This is a genomic window from Pseudomonas sp. H1_G08 (assembly GCF_054681355.1).
The window spans coordinates 2,005,588-2,024,613 of record NZ_CP162822.1; the positions used below are offsets into that span (position 1 = coordinate 2,005,588).

General features: G+C 61.2%; 14 protein-coding genes. 6 read left to right on the forward strand and 8 right to left on the reverse strand.

Going from position 1 to position 19,026, the window contains the following annotated elements; genetic code table 11:
- The 3 genes from AB4N85_RS09180 to fdnG are packed head-to-tail and all read right to left on the reverse strand — an operon-like array spanning position 1 to position 4,664.
- Positions 1-666 carry a formate dehydrogenase subunit gamma gene (locus AB4N85_RS09180; protein ID WP_041480299.1) on the reverse strand — a complete coding sequence of 222 codons (666 nt, stop codon included), beginning with the start codon at positions 664-666 and terminating at the stop codon, positions 1-3.
- Positions 663-1,598, reverse strand: a complete 936-nt coding sequence (gene fdxH, locus AB4N85_RS09185; protein ID WP_016774818.1) for a formate dehydrogenase subunit beta — start codon at positions 1,596-1,598, stop codon at positions 663-665. The genes AB4N85_RS09180 and fdxH overlap by 4 nt, the downstream gene beginning before the upstream one ends.
- Positions 1,599-4,664 (reverse strand): formate dehydrogenase-N subunit alpha, encoded by a 3,066-nt coding sequence (gene fdnG, locus AB4N85_RS09190; protein ID WP_252867660.1) that lies wholly within the window; start codon positions 4,662-4,664, stop codon positions 1,599-1,601.
- 351 nt (positions 4,665-5,015) lie between these two features.
- Between fdnG and AB4N85_RS09195 the strand changes: the two genes are divergently transcribed.
- The 5 genes from AB4N85_RS09195 (at position 5,016) to AB4N85_RS09215 (ending at position 9,819) form a co-directional block, all read left to right on the forward strand.
- Complete coding sequence (locus AB4N85_RS09195; RefSeq protein ID WP_252867661.1) at positions 5,016-6,170, forward strand: MalY/PatB family protein; 1,155 nt, start codon at positions 5,016-5,018, stop codon at positions 6,168-6,170.
- 228 nt (positions 6,171-6,398) lie between these two features.
- Positions 6,399-7,256 carry a glucose 1-dehydrogenase gene (locus tag AB4N85_RS09200; RefSeq protein WP_252867662.1) on the forward strand — a complete coding sequence of 286 codons (858 nt, stop codon included), beginning with the start codon at positions 6,399-6,401 and terminating at the stop codon, positions 7,254-7,256.
- Between the two features lie 87 nt (positions 7,257-7,343).
- Complete coding sequence (locus AB4N85_RS09205) at positions 7,344-7,955, forward strand: Yip1 family protein (RefSeq protein WP_056786193.1); 612 nt, start codon at positions 7,344-7,346, stop codon at positions 7,953-7,955.
- Positions 7,956-7,997: 42 nt separating this feature from the next.
- Entirely contained in the window at positions 7,998-9,341 is a 1,344-nt protein-coding gene (locus tag AB4N85_RS09210) for a cation:proton antiporter (RefSeq protein WP_041480294.1), read from the forward strand.
- 184 nt (positions 9,342-9,525) lie between these two features.
- Entirely contained in the window at positions 9,526-9,819 is a 294-nt protein-coding gene (locus tag AB4N85_RS09215) for a hypothetical protein (RefSeq protein WP_252867663.1), read from the forward strand.
- 234 nt (positions 9,820-10,053) lie between these two features.
- Here the strand turns inward: AB4N85_RS09215 and AB4N85_RS09220 are convergent, their stop codons facing one another.
- From AB4N85_RS09220 to AB4N85_RS09235, 4 genes are all read right to left on the reverse strand, one after another.
- Positions 10,054-10,587, reverse strand: a complete 534-nt coding sequence (locus AB4N85_RS09220) for a hypothetical protein (protein ID WP_016774826.1) — start codon at positions 10,585-10,587, stop codon at positions 10,054-10,056.
- Positions 10,588-10,665: 78 nt separating this feature from the next.
- Positions 10,666-12,585: a hybrid sensor histidine kinase/response regulator gene (locus AB4N85_RS09225; protein ID WP_252867664.1), complete on the reverse strand. Its 1,920-nt coding sequence runs from the start codon at positions 12,583-12,585 to the stop codon at positions 10,666-10,668.
- Positions 12,578-14,908 (reverse strand): ATP-dependent DNA helicase, encoded by a 2,331-nt coding sequence (locus tag AB4N85_RS09230; RefSeq protein WP_252867665.1) that lies wholly within the window; start codon positions 14,906-14,908, stop codon positions 12,578-12,580. The genes AB4N85_RS09225 and AB4N85_RS09230 overlap by 8 nt, the downstream gene beginning before the upstream one ends.
- Entirely contained in the window at positions 14,905-16,557 is a 1,653-nt protein-coding gene (locus tag AB4N85_RS09235; protein ID WP_252867666.1) for a VRR-NUC domain-containing protein, read from the reverse strand. The genes AB4N85_RS09230 and AB4N85_RS09235 overlap by 4 nt, the downstream gene beginning before the upstream one ends.
- A gap of 195 nt (positions 16,558-16,752) precedes the next feature.
- On the opposite strand from AB4N85_RS09235, the gene AB4N85_RS09240 reads away from it, so the two are divergent.
- The gene (locus tag AB4N85_RS09240) at positions 16,753-16,977 is read left to right on the forward strand and encodes a YgdI/YgdR family lipoprotein (RefSeq protein ID WP_016774830.1); all 225 of its coding nucleotides are present in this window, start codon (positions 16,753-16,755) and stop codon (positions 16,975-16,977) included.
- A 142-nt stretch (positions 16,978-17,119) separates the two neighbouring features.
- On the opposite strand, the gene AB4N85_RS09245 is transcribed toward AB4N85_RS09240, so the two are convergent.
- Positions 17,120-18,973 carry a polyurethane esterase gene (locus AB4N85_RS09245; RefSeq protein ID WP_460068336.1) on the reverse strand — a complete coding sequence of 618 codons (1,854 nt, stop codon included), beginning with the start codon at positions 18,971-18,973 and terminating at the stop codon, positions 17,120-17,122.
- Between the last annotated feature and the right edge of the window lie 53 nt (positions 18,974-19,026).

Genomic DNA, 19,026 nt, shown 5'->3' on the forward strand with positions numbered 1-19,026 from the left:
TCAGCCCTTTTTTGTCAGCGGTCGCTCGGGCACGTCCCGAGGCTGTTCGTCGCGGGTCACCTCGCGGTACCACAGTTCATGGTGTTTTCTCGCCCACGGCCGGCTGACCCAGCCATGCAACATGGCGTCGACCGAACCTTTGATCCACAAGCCGGCGTAGATGTGCACGATGATGCTCAGCACCAGCACGAATCCAGCCAGCGCATGCAGCAGCATGGCCCAGCGGATCGTGGTGATGCCGAAGTACGCGCTGAACCACGCGCGCCAGATCACCAGCCCGGTGAACAGCAACGCGAGCATGCACAGCAGTAAAGTCCAGAACAGCAACTTCTGCCCGGCGTTGTATTTGCCCACCGGCGGCACGCTTTCTTCGTCGTTGACCATCACCCGGTTGATCCGCCGCAGCCACTGGCGGTCATTGGCGATGAAGAAATTGGTACGCCAGAAGCTGAACACCAGGCCGAGAAACAGCACGAACATGGCGATGCCCATGTACGGGTGCAGGATCCGCGTCCAGGTGCCGCCGCCGAACAGGTTACTGAGCCAGAACAGCGACGGATGAAACAACGCCAGCCCGGACAACCCGGCCATGAAAAACAGAATCGCCACCAGCCAGTGATTGGTGCGCTGGTTGGCGCTGTAACGCAAGATCGTCTTGTTGCTCATGGCCGCTCCTCCCCGCGTGGATCGAAGGTGTGCACCGCCGGGTCGACCACGTGCACCGACGTATCGGGTGGCGTCGGGTGTTCATCCTCTTCGACACGATTCGGCCCGATGCGCACATAGTGGAAGAACCCGGCCAGCACCGCCGCGCCCATCGCCAGCAGCCCGAGGGGTTTGCTGATGCCTTTCCACAAGCCCACCAGCGGACTGATCGCCGGATGGTCCGGCAAACCTGCATAGATTTTTGGCGTGTCGGCGTGATGCAGCACGTACATCACGTGGGTGCCGCCGACGCCTGCCGGGTCGTACAGACCGGCGTTTTCAAAACCACGGCTTTTCAGATCGACGATGCGTTCGGCGGCGTGTTCTTTCATGTCTTCCTTGGTGCCGAAGACGATCGCGCCGGTCGGGCAGGTTTTCACGCAGGCCGGCTCCAGCCCCACCGCCACCCGGTCGGAACACAGTGTGCATTTGTAGGCCTTGTGATCCTTCTGCGAAATGCGCGGAATGTTGAACGGGCAACCGGTGATGCAATAGCCACAACCGATGCAGTGGTCCTGATCGAAATCGACGATGCCGTTGGCATGCTGAATGATCGCCCCGGGGCTCGGGCACGCGGCCAGACAACCGGGCTCGGCGCAGTGCATGCAGCCGTCCTTGCGGATCAGCCACTCAAGGTTACCGGCGTCGGTTTCGTGCTCGGTGAAGCGCATCAGCGTCCACGAATCCGCCGTCAAATCCTGCGGATTGTCGTAGGTGCCGTGGTTGTGGCCGACCTCGTCGCGCAGCTCGTTCCATTCCGAGCAGGCGACCTGGCAGGCCTTGCAGCCGATGCACTTGGTCGTGTCGATCAGCTTGGCAACGCCTTGCTGAGTCCTCACCGACGGCGGCACGGTGGTGGTGGCCGAGCGGGCAATGATGTCTTGGCTGGCCATTTACAGTTTCTCCACGTTGACCAGGAATGACTTGGATTCCGGGGTCTGAGTGTTGCCATCGCCGAGGAACGGCACCAGGGTGTTGGTCAGGTAACCGTGGCGCGTCAGGCCGGTGAAACCCCAGTGCAGCGGGATGCCGATCTGATGCACGACCTGGCCGTTGACCTGCAGCGGCCGGATCCGTTTCGTCACCACCGCCACCGCTTCGATAAACCCGCGCTTGCAGCTGACACGCACGCGATCACCGGCAGCGATGCCCTTCTCGTTCGCCAGCACCTCACCGATTTCCACGAACTGCTCGGGCTGAGCAATCGCATTCAACTTGCAGTGCTTGCTCCAGAAATGGAAATGCTCGGTAAGCCGGTAACTGGTGCCGGCGTACGGGAAGTCCTTGGCTTCGCCGAGGGTTTCCCAGACCGAATCGAAGATCCGCGCCGCCGGGTTGCTGGTGGCCTTCTTGTTTTGCGGGTGCAGCGGGTTGATGCCGATCGGCGTTTCGAAGGGCTCGTAGTGCTCAGGGAATGGCCCTTCGTTCATCTTGTCCACGGCGAAGAACCGGGCCACGCCTTCGGGGTTCATGATGAACGGATTCATCCCGGCTTCCGGCGGCACGTCGGCCTTGTAGTCCGGCACATCGGTGCCGGTCCAGGCCTTGCCGTTCCACCACACCAGTCGTTTTTTCGGGTCCCACGGTTTGCCCGCCGGGTCCGACGAGGCGCGGTTGTAGAGAATCCGCCGATTGGCCGGCCAGGCCCACGCCCAGCCCTGATGCTGGTGCATGCCGAATGGGTCGGCGTTATCGCGCCGGGCCATCTGGTTACCGGCCTCGGTCCAGCTGCCGGCGAAAATCCAGCAACCGGACGCGGTGCTGCCGTCATCCTTGAGCAAGCCGAAACCGGCCAGTTGCGTACCAGCCTTCACAGTGACACCGCTGGCATCGGTGAAATCGCTGACAGCGGTGCCGTTGATTTCCCGCGCCAGTTCTTCCGGCGAAGGCTCGTCGGGGATCTTGTATGGCCACGACAGCTTGAGCAGCGGATCGGGAAACTTGCCGCCCTCGCTCTGATAGCGCAGGCGCAGGCGCAGGAACAGTTCGCTCATGATGCGAATGTCGGTCTGCGCTTCGCCGGGGCCGTCGGCGCCTTTCCAATGCCATTGCAGCCAGCGGCTGCTGTTGACCAGCGAGCCGTCCTCTTCGGCAAAACAGGTGGTCGGCAAGCGAATGACTTCGGTCTGGATTTCGGCGGTTTTCACATCGTTGTACGGCCCGACGTTCTGCCAGAACTCCGAAGTCTCAGTGGCCAGCGGGTCCATCACCACCAGCCACTTGAGCTTGGCCAAAGCGCCCATCACGCGGTTCTTGTCCGGTAACGCAGCGATCGGATTAAAGCCTTGGCAGAAGTAGCCGTTGACCTTGCCCTGGCTCATCAGATCGAACATTTTCAGCACGTCGTAGTTGGGGATGTCGAGCTTCGGCAAATGGTCGAACAGCCAGTTGTTCTCGGCGGTGGCGTTGGCGCCGTACCAGGATTTCATCAGGCTGACGTGGAACTTGCTGTAGTTCTGCCAGTACGAAAGCTGCCCCGGTCTGAGCGGAACCTGCGTGCGTTTGAAGATGAACTGACCGTAGTCATGCTCGCTGTCGCTGGGCAGCGTGAGGTAGCCGGGCAAGGCGTTGGACAGCAGGCCGAGATCGGTCAGACCCTGGATGTTCGAGTGCCCGCGCAAAGCGTTGACGCCACCGCCGGGCATGCCGACGTTGCCCAACAACAACTGCACCATCGCCGCGCTGCGGATGATCTGCGCGCCGATCGAGTGCTGCGTCCAGCCGAGCGCGTAGAGAATCGTCATGGTCTTGCCCGGTGTCGAGCAGGTGGCGATCTCTTCCCAGATTTTCTGCATGGCGTCGACGGGCATGCCGCAGATCTGGCTGGCCAGGTCGATGTTGTAGCGGCTGTAATGCTGCTTCATCAGTTGATAAACGCAGCGCGGGTCTTGCAGGGTCGGGTCGACGCGGACGAAACCGTCCTCGGCGAATTCGTAACCCCAGCCGGACTTGTCGGTATAGCTGCGTTTTTCCGCGTCATAGCCGCTGAACAGGCCGTCTTCGAAGCCATAGCCGGCTTTGACGATGAACGACACGTCGGTGTAATTGCGCACGTATTCGTGCTGGATCTTGTCCTCGGTCAGCAGGTAATTGATCAATCCGCCCATGAAGGCGATGTCGGTACCGGTGCGGATCGGCGCGTAATAGTCGGCCACCGAAGCGGTCCGGGTAAAACGCGGGTCAACCACGATCAGCCGCGCGGCGTTGTGCGCCTTGGCCTCGGTCACCCATTTGAAGCCGCACGGATGCGCTTCTGCTGCGTTGCCACCCATCACCAGGATCAGATTCGCGTTGGCGATATCGGTCCAGGTGTTGGTCATGGCACCACGGCCGTACGTCGGGGCAAGACTTGCCACCGTCGGGCCGTGTCAGACACGCGCCTGGTTATCGAACCCCAGCAGACCGAGGCTGCGAATCACCTTCTGAGTGATGTAGCCGGCTTCGTTGGATGCCGCCGATGCCGCGAGAAAACCGGTGGTCAGCCAGCGATTCACCGTTTGCCCGTTGGCATTTTTCTCGATGAAGTTGGCGTCGCGGTCGGCCTTCATCAGGTCGGCGATGCGATCGAGGGCTTCGTCCCAGCCGATGCGCGTCCATTCATTGCTGCCGGGCTTGCGCACTTGCGGGTACTGCAAGCGGCCGGGGCTGTGAATGAAGTCGAGCAGGCCCGCGCCTTTCGGGCACAGCGTGCCGCGATTGACCGGGTGGTCGGCATCGCCTTCGATGTGAATGATGTTTTGCGCCACGTTCTTGCCGGCATCGCCCTGGCTGTACATGATCAAACCGCAACCGACCGAGCAATACGGGCAGGTGTTGCGGGTTTCACGGGTGTGGGCGAGCTTGAAGTGACGCACCTGCTCGGCGAAGGCCGCCGTCGGGGCCATGCCCAACGCGCCCAGGCTTGAGCCTGCAAGGCCGATACCGGCGACCTTGAAGAACTGACGACGGCTGAGATCCATCGTGCACTCCTGATCAGGTGGAACCCGGTACTTGCGCCGGGCTTTATCTGGACAATCACGGTTGCGACGCCTTGACGCCGACTTTTTCACTGTAGACAAAGACCTTGCCGATTGTGTGAAAACCGACCGTCGGGTGTCTGGGCGCAGAATTTGCTCTGCACCCCAATCCCTGTGGGAGCTGGCTTGCCAGCGATTGCGGTGGGTCAGCAACACCTATGCCGACTGTGCCGGCGCCATCGCTGGCAAGCCAGCTCCCACAGGGTTATGAGGTTGCCGTCAGGATTTATGTGCCCCGCCCGGGCCACGAGTTATCATGGCGCCCACGAACCACCCGCCGCCCCGAGACCGCGCATGACTTTCGATTTTGATCAGCTGTTCGACCGCCACCACACTGGCAGCACCAAGTGGAGCCGTTACCCGACGGATGTGTTGCCGATGTGGGTCGCTGACATGGATTTCGCCGCGCCGCCGGTCATCGTCGAAGCCTTGCAACAGCGCCTGCTGCACCCGCTGCTCGGTTACAGCGTGGCCCAGGACAACCTGCGCGACGCCATCGTCGCCGACCTGTGGAACAAGTACGCATGGCAGGTCAAACCGCAGGAGCTGATTTTCCTGCCGGGCGTGGAATCGGGTTTCAACATGGCCCTCAAGGCCTTGGTCCAGGCGCAGCAGAATGTTGTCGTGCAAGTGCCGAACTATCCGCCGCTGCGCCATGCGCCGGGCCACTGGGGCCTGAACAAGGTCGAGCTGCAATTCGAAGCCCAGGCCGATGGCACTTACGCCACGCCATTGGACGCACTGCGCGAGTCACTGAAAGGCGGCGGCGCCCTGCTGTTGAGCAACCCGCACAACCCGATCGGCAAGGTCTTCGATCGCGAAGAGTTGCAGGCAGTGGCGGATATCTGCGCAGCGCAGGACGCGTGGATCATTTCCGACGAGATCCACGCCGAACTGTGCTTCGACGGCCGCGTGCACATTCCCACCGCCTCGCTGAGTCCGGAAATTTCCAAACGCACGATCACCCTGATGTCGGCGAGCAAGGCCTACAACATCGCCGGTCTGAAGACCTCGTTCATGATCATCCAGGACGCCGCGCTGCGTGAACGCGTCAACCACGCCCGCTGCGGCATGGTCGACAGCGTCAACCCGCTGGGCATGGAAGCCACCCGCGTCGCCTACAGCGAAGCCGGGCCTTGGCTCGCGGAATTGAAAATCTACCTGCAGGCCAACCGCGACTGGCTGGTGAACGCCGTACGCACGCGGCTGCCGGGCGTGACCATCAATGTGCCGCAGGGCACGTATCTGGCGTGGCTCGATTGCACCGCGCTGGACCTGCCGGATCCGCAGCGGTTCTTCCTCGAACAGGGCAAGGTCGGGCTGAGTGCCGGGCTCGATTTTGGTGACCGGCATCAGCAGTTCGTGCGCTTGAACTTCGGTTGCCCGAGGGCGTTGCTCGAAGAAGGGATTGCGCGGATGGAGCGGGCTTTGGCAAACCGCAATCTCTGATCCTGCCCCGAGATTCCCTTGTGTAAATGATCCCTGTGGGAGCGAGCCTGCTCGCGAAAGCGCAGTGTCAGTCGACACATCTATCGTCTGACAGACCGCTTTCGCGAGCAGGCTCGCTCCCACATTGGTTTTGCATAGCCAACTAAATCCAGCGCAAATCCGATCGAACTCAAGGCAAAGCCACCGGGTCAACCCGGAACACTGGACTTGAAATCAGGAGACCCTGCGATGACTGACTATCCAAAACCACCCTTCCCGAAACAAGCCCAACCGGTGCCCGGCTCGCAACGCAAGATGGAACCGTATCCAGACTGCGGCGAGCAAAGTTACGTCGGTTCCGGCCGCCTCGCCGGCAAGATTGCGTTGATCACCGGTGCCGACAGCGGCATCGGTCGCGCGGTGGCGATTGCCTTCGCCCGTGAAGGCGCCGACGTCGCCGTGGCTTACCTGAATGAACACGAAGACGCCAAGGAAACCGCACGCTGGGTCGAACAGGCCGGGCGTCAGTGCATCCTGCTGCCGGGCGATATCGCCGAAAAGGCTCAGTGCCAGTCGCTGGTCGACAAGACTGTCGAGCGCTTTGGCCGCATCGACATTCTGGTCAACAACGCTGCGTTCCAGATGACACATGAAAACTTCGAGGAAATCCCCGATGACGAATGGGTGATGACCTTCGACGTGAACATCACCGCCATGTTCAGGATCTGCCAGGCGGCGATCAAGCACATGCGCCCCGGTTCGTCGATTATCAACACCAGCTCGGTCAACTCGGACATGCCCAAGCCGACTCTGCTGGCGTACGCCACCACCAAAGGCGCAATCGCCAATTTCACCGGTGGCCTGGCGCAGATGCTCGGGCCGAAGGAAATTCGCGTCAACAGCGTCGCCCCTGGCCCGATCTGGACGCCGCTGATCGTCTCGACCATGCCCGACGAAGAAGTACAGAACTTCGGCGGCAGCACCCCGCTCGGCCGTCCGGGCCAACCGGTGGAAGTCGCACCGATTTACGTGCTGCTGGCCTCCGACGAAGCCAGCTATATCACCGGCCAGCGCTACGGCGTGACCGGCGGCAAACCGATGCTGTAACCGTGCAGCAGAAAAACTGAACCCGAGCGGCATGGCATCTCTCCATACCTTTAAGCGCCTACGGGCCAACTGGAACAGGAGGTTGTCATGTCCGCCCCCCTCGTCAGACTCTTCACCCAACCCAACTTCGCCTGGACCGATATCCGCCGCGAAGAAGAAACCCATCCCCGCCACTACCTCGCGCATTTGCTGCTGCTCGCGTTGATTCCGGCCGTGTGCCTGTTCATCGGCACCACTCAAGTCGGTTGGAGCCTCGCCGCGGGTGAGAACGTGCGCCTGAGCACGGCCAGCGCCCTGCAGTTGAGCGTGCTGCTGTACGTGACGATTGTCGCCGGTGTGGCGGTTATCGGCGGATTCATTCGCTGGATGTCGCGATCGTTCGATGCGCGGCCAACGCTGAATCAATGCATCGGGTTTGCCGCTTACACGGTGACGCCGTTTTTCCTCGCCGGGATCGCCGGGCTGTACCCGAGCCGCTGGCTGGCGATTCTGGTGCTCGGCGCGGCGTCGATCTATTCGACGTTCTTGCTGTTCGTCGGCCTGCCGACCTTCATGCATGAGCGCAAGGAGCAAGGCCTGCTGTATTCGGCGTGCGTGTGGGGCGTCGGCCTGCTGGTGCTGGTGACCATGCTGGTGTCGATGATTCTGCTGTGGTTCAACGTGCTCATCCCCGAGTACCTGCGCACGACCGTGAGCTGACCCGGTGCGCCTGTCCTCGAAAGTTCGCTGCAGTGAGCGGTCATGAGTTTCGGCGTATGGGTCGCGGTGCTCGGCGCCGTGCTGCTGACGCTGGCCCTGACGTCGTCTTGGTTGCGCTGGATGCCGGTCACCACCTCGGCGGTGTGCCTGCTGCTCGGCATCGCCATCGGCCCCAGCGGCCTCGAACTTCTAAAACTGTCGCTGGAAGAATCATCATTGTGGATGGAGCACCTGACTGAAGTCGCGGTGCTGTTTTCCTTGTTCGTCTGCGGTCTGAAGCTGCGGTTGCCGTTGGCCCACAAGACCTGGCGTATCGCTTTTGGTCTGGCCGGGCCGGTAATGATTCTGACGATTATCGGCGTGTGCCTGCTATTGCATTGGGGCCTGCAATTGCCGTGGGGACCGTCGTTGCTGATCGGCGCGATTCTGGCCCCGACCGACCCGGTGCTCGCTGCACTGGTGCAGGTCAATGATGCGCAGGACGTCGACAGCGTGCGCTTCGGCCTCTCCGGTGAAGCCGGGCTCAATGATGGCGTGGCTTTCCCTTTCGTGATTCTCGGTCTGCTGTTGCTGCACGGTGACGGCAGCGCTGGCGAATGGCAGCACTGGGTGCTTCGCAGTCTGTTGTGGGCGGTGCCGGCGGGTTTGCTCACCGGTTACTGGATGGGGCGCGGCATTGGCCGCATCGCTCTGTTGCTGCGCATTCACAACGAGGACAGCACCCTCGGCCCGAACGATTACCTGACCCTCGCGCTGATCGCACTGTCCTACGTGGTGGCCGACGCCATTGGCGGCTACGGCTTTCTCGCGGTCTTCGCTGCTGGCCTGGGTCTGCGTCAGGAGGAAGTGAAATCCACGGGCATCACCCAAGCGCCTGCCGAGCATCTGGTGCAGCCGGTGGTCGGTCATCAGAACGTCGAACCACAGAACGCCGTGCATGGCGACACGGAGCAGTTGGAAGACAGCCAGGTCGCGGCGGGAATCATGATGGGCGACATGCTCGCATTCGGCAGTCTGGTCGAGCGGGCGATGGAAGTGTTTCTGGTGACCCTGCTCGGTGTCGTGCTGATTGCGCATTGGGACTGGCGGGCGTTGTGGATCGGCGCCGTGCTGTTCTGTCTGATTCGTCCACTGAGCGTGGCGCTGATGCCGTGGGGCAATCTGCTCAGCGGACCGCAGCGTTTGTTGATCGGCTGGTTTGGCATTCGTGGCATCGGCAGCCTTTTCTATCTGTTCTTCGCCCTGAACCATGGCCTCGATTCCGACGTGGCCAAGGTCTGTACCGACATCACGTTGTCGGTGGTGGCCCTGAGTATCCTGCTGCATGGCATCAGCACACAGCCGATGCTGGCGCGCTATGAAAGTCTGAAGCAACGAAAAAGCTGATTCTTCAACCGCTGCGCTTTGCCGAAAATCATCGAAGATTTTTCTACAAAAAAATGGATCGCCGGGCGCGACCCAAGGGTCACACCTTTAACCGCGCCAACCATCCAGCGCGACCCGGCAGGTTCGGTTCCCCTGCGGTGAACAGCCTATCAAACGGAACCCCGACACAAACAAGGTCACAGTCATGAACGAATGCTCGACTCCTGCGCAAATCAAGGCTTGCAGAGCACTGGCTCTGGAACGCAATCGTCAACTGTTCGAAGAAGCCCACGGACTGAACCGAGCGGCCAACGCGCTGCTGGAACAGACCCCGACCGACTTCGAACGCTTTGAGCAATACCGGGCACTGCGCAAGAAAGCCGATGCGAAATTTGAAGATGCAATTGATCATCTGTGTGTGCTGAATGAGGATTTCCCGCCTATTCCGGCAGCGGTGCAGAATGCTGTTACACCGCGGCGTGAGCTGGAAACCGCGTGATAAAAGTCAAAAGCCCCTCACCCTAGCCCTCTCCCCGAGGGAGAGGGGACTGACCGAGGTGTTCTCACGTGCTACACCGACCTGGCATACCGCGCCGAATGTAGATTTTGAAAAGCATGAAGATCTGCTCCCTTTCCCCCTCGCCCCCTTGGGGGAGAGGGCTGGGGTGAGGGGGTAAGATCTCACAGACACCACAAAATCCAGCACCTGTCCCCTGCCCCCGACCAATCCACCTCAAGGATTGGTCACCTGAATAAACACCGCATACACCCCCAACATCACCCAGAACGTCGCAAAAATCCAAGGCGTGCGCACTGAGAACAGCAGCGACTTGCGATAGCCCTTGTGGCTCGATTCCATTTCGCTGAACAGTGGAGACTCGTCATACGCCGCGCCCATCACCGGTTCGCTGTGCAGCAACTGGCTTTGTTTAAAGTGCCAGTGATCGATGATGTCGTAAGCCGCACGAATCCCCGGCCAGGCATTCAGCGAACTGAGCACACCAAGCAGCGCCAGAAACGGCGGCACGACAAGGGTGAACATCTTGCCCCACTCGGGATTTAGGTTGGCCATGCACGAGGCGAAAGCAATGACCAGAAACGACTGCGCCGCCAGATAGGCGTCGGTGCGGTTGGCGAGGATGCTGGTTTCGTACTGGATTTCCCGGCGATAGAAATCCAGCCGCTCCTTGGGTGAGCCAAACATCTTGGCGTCGTGCTCGGCCAAGGCTTCTTCAACAGCGCTTGGCTGGGTCAATATGCGAGACAAGAGACGTGCCCTCCAAAAGTGAACAAGACTTTTGGAAAGGCACGCGTCAGCACTAGTTCAGCCGGATCGACCAGCGCATCACTTCATCGACTGGGCGATGATCTGGACCAGATTCAACTGAGTGAACGGTTTCGGCAGACGCGGCAGATCGGCGGCGAAGCCTTCCAAACGTTCGGCGTATCCAGTGGCGAGAATGATCGGCAAATCCGGCTTGAGCATACGCAAGGCGTGAGCCAGTTGCGCGCCGCTCATTTTTGGCATGGCCATGTCGGTGATCACCAGATCGATGACTTCGCCCTGATCGAACAGCGCCAGCGCCTGGGCGCCGGAGGTCGCGCCGATGACGCGGTGGCCGAGGTCTTCGAGCAGCAGGCTGGTGCTGGTCAGCACCAGCGAATCGTCATCGACCACCAACACGCTGAGCCTTGGGACCGCAATGGGCGCGGCGTTGCTGTACGCCAGGCGACTGGCCGTTTGCTCTAGCGCCACCGGAATCCACAGTTCGGCCGCCGTGCCGTGGCCCTTCTCGCTTTTGAGAGTAAAGCGCCCGCCCAACTGCTCGATGAAGCCATGCACCATCGACAAACCGAGCCCGGTGCCTTTGCCCAGTCCCTTGGTGGTGAAGAACGGGTCGCGGGCGCAGGCCAGCGTGGCTTCGTCCATGCCTTCGCCGCTGTCGATCAGGCTCAGGCAGACGTAACGCCCCGCCGCCAGGGTCGAATGAGTTTGTTCCAGCACCACTTCGGCTTGCGCCTGAATGATCACCGTGCCGCCCTCGGGCATGGCATCGCGGGCGTTGGTCGCCAGATTGAGGATCGCCAGTTCCAGCTGATTGCTATCGGCCAGCACTGGCTGCAGATCGTCGGGAAAGCGCGTTTCGATACGAATCCCCGGCCCGAGCGAACTGCGCAGCAGCCCGGTGATGCCTTGCACCAGTTGCGGGATATCCACCGATTCGGTCTTGAGTTCCTGACGCCGGGCGAAGGCCAGCATGCGCTGGGTCAGCGAGACACCGCGCAAGGCCCCTTGGGTGGCGTTCTCCAGCAGTCGAGCGATTTTCGGCGCGTCGCCGATGCGTTTCTGCACGATCTCAAGGTTGCCGAGAATCACCGTCAGCAGGTTGTTGAAGTCATGGGCGATGCCGCCGCTGAGTTGGCCGATCGCCTGCATCTTCTGCGCCTGGAACAACGCCTCGCGGGTCTTTTCCAGGGCCTGCTGCGCCTCGTGCGCCTCGGTCACATCACGGGTGATCTTGGCAAAGCCGAGCAGCGTGCCGGTGTCGCCGCGAATTGCATCGACGACCACATGGGCAAGAAACCGCGTGCCGTCCTTGCGCATCCGCCAACTGCGGCTCTCGAACCGGCCTTCGCGGGTGGCAATCTCCAGCGAGCGCTGCGGCTCGCCGAGTTCGCGGTCTTCGGGGGTGTAGAAAATCGAAAAATGCTGGCCGATGATTTCTTCCGGCAGGTAACCCTTGATGCGCTGCGCGCCCTGGTTCCAGTTGCTGACGCAACCTTCGGGGCTGAGCATGTAGATCGCGTAGTCGGTGACGCCCTGCACCAGCAGGCGGAACTGCTGTTCGCTTTGCTTGAGGGTTTCCTCGGCCATTTTGCGGTCGGTGAGGTCGCGGGTGATCTTGGCGAACCCCAGCAGTTCGCCGTTGGGGTCGATGATCGGGTCGATCACCACGTGCGACCAGAAGTGCGTGCCGTCCTTGCGCACGCGCCAGCCCTCGCCTTCGAAGCGACCTTCACGGATCGCAGTGTCCAGCGCCCGTTGCGGCATGCCGTTGGCGCGGTCTTCCGGGGTATAGAAGCGCGAGAAATGCTCGCCGATGATTTCCGCTTCTTCGTAGCCCTTGAAGCGTTTGGCGCCGGAGTTCCAACTGGTGATGGTACCGTCGGGGTCGATCATGTAGATCGCGTAGTCGACAACCGCGTCGATCAGCAGCCGGAAACGGCTGTCTTCGATCGCTGCGGTACTGTTGTTTTCACTCATCACACTCACCAGCCACTGTCATGGGCTGAAGTATGCGTGAATCCACTGATTTGGAAAGTGCCGGTTCGCTTTTGATCGCCCACCAGCGCGGCAGCAGTTGCTGGATGCGGCTTGCGGCAAAGCGGTCATCAATGAGCATGACCGTGCCGCGATCCTCACGGGTGCGAATCACCCGCCCGGCGGCTTGTACGACTTTTTGCATCCCCGGGTACAGATAGGTGTAATCGTAGCCGGCGCCAAAAATGGCGGCCATGCGCCGCTTCATCTGCTCGTTGACCGGGTTGAGCTGCGCCAGCCCCAGCGTGGCGATGAACGCACCGATCAGCCGCGCGCCGGGCAAATCGATGCCCTCGCCAAACGCCCCGCCCAGCACCGCAAACCCGACGCCCTGGCTGTCGGCGCTGAACTGGTCGAGAAACGCCTGCCGCGCGCCCTCGGCCATGCCCCGCGATTGCAGCCACTGGGTGATGTGCGGATGGCGCTCGGCCAATAACGTCGCGACCTGTTGCAGGTAATCGAAACTGCTGAAGAACGCCAGATAGTTGCCCGGGCGCTCGCTGAACTGGCGCGCGATCAGCTCGACGATAGGCTCCAGCGAGGCCTGGCGATGGTTAAAACGCGTGGAGATCTGGCTGACGATGTGCACCTGCAACTGCTCGGCGCTGAACGGCGATTCGACGTCGATGCACACCGTGTCGGCGGGCGTGCCGAGCAGGTCGGCGTAATAATTGCGCGGGCTCAGCGTGGCCGAGAACAGCACGCTACTGCGCGCCGCTGTCAGGCGCGGGCCGATGAACGAAGCCGGCACCACGTTGCGCAGGCACAGTTGCGACAACGGACGTTTGCGGTCGAGATCGCGTTTGCTGATATCGAACAGGTAATGCTCGTCGTACAGCTCGGCGACCCGGGCGAATTGCAGCAAGTCGAAATAGAAATTCTGCAGGCCGCTGTCGAGGCCTTGTGGATGCTCGTTGAGGTAATCGCCAATGGCCGCGCAACACAGCGAGATGGCGTGCAGGAGCTTGTCCGGCGCCTTGTCGTACGCCTGATACGCCGCCAGTTGCGGCGCATGCAGCGCGTTCCATTCACGGTTGACCCGTTGCAGGGAATTCTTCAGCGCTGCCGGCGCGGTTTTGCGCACGCTGGCGAGGGTGAACTGGTCGAGACTGGCGCTGTACATTTGCCGGCCGCGTTCGACCAGGTTGTGCGCCTCGTCGGCCAGCACCGCGACTTTCCATTGATTGAGCTGGGCCAGGCCGAACAGCAGCGCGCTGAAGTCGAAGTAATAGTTGTAGTCGGCAACCACCACATCCGCCCAACGGGCCATTTCCTGACTCAGGTAATACGGGCATACGCTGTGCTGCGCGGCAACTTCACGCATTGCCGCCTGATCCAGCAGATTGATATGGCTGGCAGATTCGCGGGCAGCCGGCAGGCGATCATAAAACCCCTGGGCCAACGGACAGGATTCACCGTGGCAGGCTTTGTCCGGATGTTCGCAGGCCTTGTCGCGAGCAACCATTTCCATCACCCGCAGCGGCAACTCAGGCGTCTGCTTGAACAACACCTGACTGGCATCCAGCGCCAGTTTGCGTCCGGGAGTCTTGGCGGTGAGAAAGAACACCTTGTCCAGCTGCTGCGGCGCCAGGGCCTTGAGCATCGGAAACAGCGTGCCAAGGGTTTTGCCAATCCCGGTCGGTGCCTGGGCCATCAGACAGCGGCCGGTGCTGACGGCTTTGAACACTGATTCGGCCAGATGCCGTTGGCCGGGACGAAAATCCGCATGCGGGAACGCCAGTTGCTGCGCGGCCAGATTGCGCGCTTCGCGATGGGCCATTTCCTGCTCGGCCCATTGCAGGAACAAGCCGCACTGCTGCGTGAAAAACGTCTGGAGTGACTCGGCGCTGTGGGATTCGACCAGGCAGGTTTCCTTTTCGCTGACGACGTCGAAATACACCAGCGCCAGATTGATCTGCTGCAATTGCAGTTTCTGGCACATCAACCAGCCGTAGATTTTCGCCTGCGCCCAGTGCAACTGGCGGTGATTGGCCGGTTGCCTGCTCAGGTCGCCGCGATAGGTTTTGACTTCTTCCAGGCAGTTTTGCGCCGGGTCGTAGCCATCCGCCCTGCCCTTGACCTTCAGCTCGCCGAATTCGCCTTGCAGAGCCACTTCGCTCTGGTACTGCTCGCTGCGCCGCGACGCCACGGTGCGATGGCCGACGATGCCTTCGAGCGCCGTTGGTGACGGGGTGAAGCGCAGGTCGAGATCACCGGTCTTGGCGGTGAACTCGCACAGTGCACGCACGGCAACGCTGTAACTCAAGCGCTCTGCTCCGCCCATTGCACGTAACACACCGCCACCGGCATCCGGTGCTCGTGGCAGAACTCCAGCCAGCGAAGTTGATTGTCCTGCAAGCGGTCGCCGGGGCCTTTGACTTCGATCATCCGGTAGGTCTTGTGCTGCGGCCAGAACTGGATCAGGTCCGGCATGCCGGCGCGGTTGGCCTTGATGTCGAGCAACAGGCGATTGAACCAGTGTTTCAGGTGTTCGGCGGGCAGACAGGCCAGCGCCTGTTCCAGCAAGTCTTCGTTGAGCGCGCCCCAGAACACGAACGGCGACTGGATGCCCCACTTGTCGACGAAGCGCTGGCGGATGGTCTCGGCGTAGCGGCCGTCATCGAGTTCGCCCAGGCAGGCCTGGAACAGCTCGGCGCGGCGCTCGAGGAAGTCTTCGCTGAGCAGATCCACCGGGCCGCGCTGGAACGGGTGAAAGAACGCGCCCGGCAACGGCGCGAAGATCGCCGGCCAGCACAACAGGCCGAACAGTGAATTGATCAGGCTGTTCTCGACGTAATGCACCGGGCCGTCATCGGCGTGCAAGTGCGCTTGCACATGGAATTCCACCGATCGCGTCGGATCGACGCGTGGCAAGTGCAAGTCGAGGCGCTCGACCTCTCTGGCCTTGGCACGCTTGAGCGGCGGGCCACCGAGTTTACGCCGCAGACGCGGGACGATGCGTTGCAAACCTTGTTGCTCGGCCGCGCTTTGCGGTGCCTGTTCGGCCAGCGTGCCGAGCTCCAGCGCCAGCGCGTATTCGCCGCAGCGTTCGAGCACACGGATCATGCGCAGCCGTGCGCCCGGATACGCGCAGTCGCGGTAAACACTCAGGGCCAGCGCAAAGTCGCCGATACGCTCGGCATACTGGCCGATCTGGAACAACGCCTTGGCTTGCCGGCGGCGTAGCCACGGGTTGTCGAACTGCACGGCGTTGATCTGTTCGACGATTTCCGCCAGCGGCTCACCGGCCTCGAAACGCAGTTGGCATTGATGCAGGAACAGGCAGGCGTCGACGTCTTCACGACTGCGCAGGCCTCGGGAGTCGGCGCAGAACTCGACTTTCTCATAAGTGAAGATGCCCAGGTCGGCCAGCACGAACTCCGACCAGTCCTGATAAAGATTGCCGAAGAACATCAGGCGCAGGCGATCGCACAAATCCATCAGGGTCAGGCTGAACAGCCGATCGGCCAGTTGCGGTGCCCAGACGCGCAGGGTTTGCGCCTCGCTGAACTGTTCGGCCAGCACGGGCAGCCATTCGTCCTTGCGCCCTTTCGGTTGATCGATAAAGGTGCCGAACGCTTGCAGCAGCTCGGCCTTGAGCAGGACATCAAACAGCTCTGCCAGGGTCAGCGCAGCGTGTTCATCGAGCCAGCCGCGATCAAGCAACGGCTGCGCCGCCTCAGCGATGTCGCCGATTTCCAGATAATTGAGTTTGCTCGCGCGAAAGTGAATGCCCTTGCGCATGACCATGCGCACCAGCAATCCCTGCGAGGCTTGCGGCAGCGTGTTGAAGTCGCGGATGAAGCCGTGCTCGCTCGTGCTCATCACATCGGCATAACGAAGCCCAAGCCAATCAAGCACTTGCCGGAAGTTGTTGAGGTAATAGAACGGATCGTCGAGAGGGTTGGAGGTCACGGGAATTCAAAGCCACGGCAAGCGAACACTGGTTATGCGTACAGATAACAGCTCAGCGCCGCCCGGCGCAAACGGAAAAAGATCAATGGCATTTTTTCGTGCCGCCATCGAACTTTTCCGCCGCTGCTGGCACCAACCGCGTTACAGGGCCGACAATGCCCGCAATCACATTCAAGCAAGGAGTCAGAGGTGGGTATGAAAATCAAGATGCTGGGTATTCCTGTAGCAGTCGCAGCCCTGTTGGCGCTGGGCGGCTGTTCGACCCAGACCGTGGTGACGCTGCAGAACGGCACCCAGTACCTGACTGAGGACATGCCGAAGACCGAGACCGAAGATGGTTTCTATGAGTTCGAGGACATTTCCGGCGCCAAGGTCAAGGTTCGCGCCGATGAAGTCGCGACCGTGCGTAAGGAAGACTGATCCGATAATTACCGCGTTATCCTTCAATCGCGGGCAAGCCCGCTCCCACAGGTCTTATGTCGTTCACAGCGTGGATGTACGACTCGGACTCTGTGGGAGCTGGCTTGCCAGCGATGGCGCCATTACTGGCGCCGCATAACCATCAGGCAATCACGATCCCGTCGCTGTTGAGGCTCCCCAGCGCCACCCCCACCAACGTCACCGAATCCCCGCCAAATGTCAGCACGGTATCCTGCCCGACCGCCGAGGCATGGGCGCGCAAATCATCCCCCGGCAACACACCCTGTACGCCGAGAAACACCAGTTTGTCATCGGCCGTATAGCCAACGACCCGATCCTGGCCGAACGCGCCGTGGAACAGAAACGTATCCGCCCCGCCGCCCGATTCCAGCAGGTCATTGCCAGCGCCGCCGACAAACACATCATTGCCCGCGCCGCCGAGCAAATGATCATTGCCCTCAAGGCCAAACAGCCAATCACCGCCCGCATGCGCCTTGAGCGTGTCATTGGCAGCCGTGCCTTTCATGCTCGACTCATAAGCGGTGAGGTTGCTGCCGACTTTCAGCCCCGTGGCCGTGACGCTGTGCAACACGTCGTCCTTGAACACGCCCCAGAGAAAACCCGGCTCTTTGCTGACAATGCTGCCGATGTCGCGGGTAATGCTGATCCCGCCGTTGGCATCGCGGATGTACAGGTTGCCGGCACCGTCGTTGGCGAAATCAAAGTTCTTCACTGTTTGCTGCAAGTCGAGCGTGTTGTTGCCCTGCCCGCCCAGAATGACGTTGTAGCCGCCGTTGTCGCGGAAGCTGTCGTTGCCGGCGCCGCCCTCCAGATAGTCATTGCCGCTGCCCCCCTGGATCAGGTCATTGCCGTCACTGCCGATGATGAAGGTGCTGCCCTTGTGGGTTTCGGCGTTGCGGTTGAGGTCCTGCACCCAAGTGTTGGCCCGCGCCGGGTCGGAGAGGTTGGCGACGATGATCGTCGAGTCGCGGCTGGTCAGGTCGTAGAACTTCGACTTCAGCACGCGGGTCATGCCGTCGCCGTAGCCAGTGGGCAGGTGCGAAATCCAGGTCGGGACATTCAGTATCGAATACGGCAGCACGTTCCAGGCGTTCGAGGCGTAGTGATCGTTGAAGCTGACGATGTTGTCGGTGGTGGATGTGTGCGGCGCATCGTGCACACCCACCGAGGCACTGCTGAAGGTCGAACCGTCGAGGGCACGAAACACCGGGTCGTTTTCGTAGCCGATATTCAGCACCTTGTCGCCGCTGCTCTGGGTCGGCGAGGCGTAGGCGATGTAGTTGGAATCGGCGAAAAATCCGCCCCACTTGCCACCGCTCAGGTCGGCCATGCTGTTCACCGCCAGACCGCCCAGGCTGTGGCCGCTGACCAGTACGTCCTTGCCGCTGAGGCCGTTGGCCCGGGCGAATGCGACGACATCGTTGAGCAGTTTGCCGAAAGCTTCGCCGACGTAGTTTTTTGCGTAATCGGCCGGGCCGAACGCCGCGAGCAGATCGTTGATCACGTCGCCAATCGAATCACCAATGAGAATTTCGCGCGGACCGCTGGTGCCGCGAAAGGCGATACCCAGTTCGGTGAGATGCCCCTGGGCGTCGTATTTGCCGAGGATTTCCACTTGCGCGCTGGTGTAGCCAGCCTTCTCGCCGAAGAACGTCCCGCGTGCATCGGTCTTGCCGTCGTAGCCCAATTGCGCAGCGGTGATGGGCGTCCAGCCGGCCTTCTGTACGGCCTGGAGGGCGAGTTTTTCCGAATCGGGATTCCACGGGATACCGGGGATCACCCCTTGCGAATCGGTGCCGCCAATCAGCGCGGTGACCAGCGTCGCCGGCAGGCCCAGGCCGAAGCCGTTGTGCTGATAACCGGCGGCGAAGCCGTTATCGAGGTTGTGATAGGAATACAGCGTGATCGCCATGGCATCGCTGAACAGCGCCGCGGAATCGGCTGTGCCGAAGTTCTTGTAGTCGTATACACCCATTGCCATTGCCTCTCTTGTTGTTGGAATTGTCAGAGATAGCTCACAGCCAGAGC

Excerpts from the sequence above, each read along its gene's own strand:
- AB4N85_RS09245 (WP_460068336.1), bottom strand. The coding sequence starts at position 18,973 with ATGGGTGTATACGACTACAAGAACTTCGGCACAGCCGATTCCGCGGCG.
- AB4N85_RS09225 (WP_252867664.1), bottom strand. The coding sequence starts at position 12,585 with ATGAGTGAAAACAACAGTACCGCAGCGATCGAAGACAGCCGTTTCCGG.
- fdxH (WP_016774818.1), bottom strand. The coding sequence starts at position 1,598 with ATGGCCAGCCAAGACATCATTGCCCGCTCGGCCACCACCACCGTGCCG.
- AB4N85_RS09215 (WP_252867663.1), top strand. The coding sequence starts at position 9,526 with ATGAACGAATGCTCGACTCCTGCGCAAATCAAGGCTTGCAGAGCACTG.
- AB4N85_RS09200 (WP_252867662.1), top strand. The coding sequence starts at position 6,399 with ATGACTGACTATCCAAAACCACCCTTCCCGAAACAAGCCCAACCGGTG.
- AB4N85_RS09210 (WP_041480294.1), top strand. The coding sequence starts at position 7,998 with ATGAGTTTCGGCGTATGGGTCGCGGTGCTCGGCGCCGTGCTGCTGACG.
- AB4N85_RS09205 (WP_056786193.1), top strand. The coding sequence starts at position 7,344 with ATGTCCGCCCCCCTCGTCAGACTCTTCACCCAACCCAACTTCGCCTGG.
- AB4N85_RS09180 (WP_041480299.1), bottom strand. The coding sequence starts at position 666 with ATGAGCAACAAGACGATCTTGCGTTACAGCGCCAACCAGCGCACCAAT.
- AB4N85_RS09240 (WP_016774830.1), top strand. The coding sequence starts at position 16,753 with ATGAAAATCAAGATGCTGGGTATTCCTGTAGCAGTCGCAGCCCTGTTG.
- AB4N85_RS09195 (WP_252867661.1), top strand. The coding sequence starts at position 5,016 with ATGACTTTCGATTTTGATCAGCTGTTCGACCGCCACCACACTGGCAGC.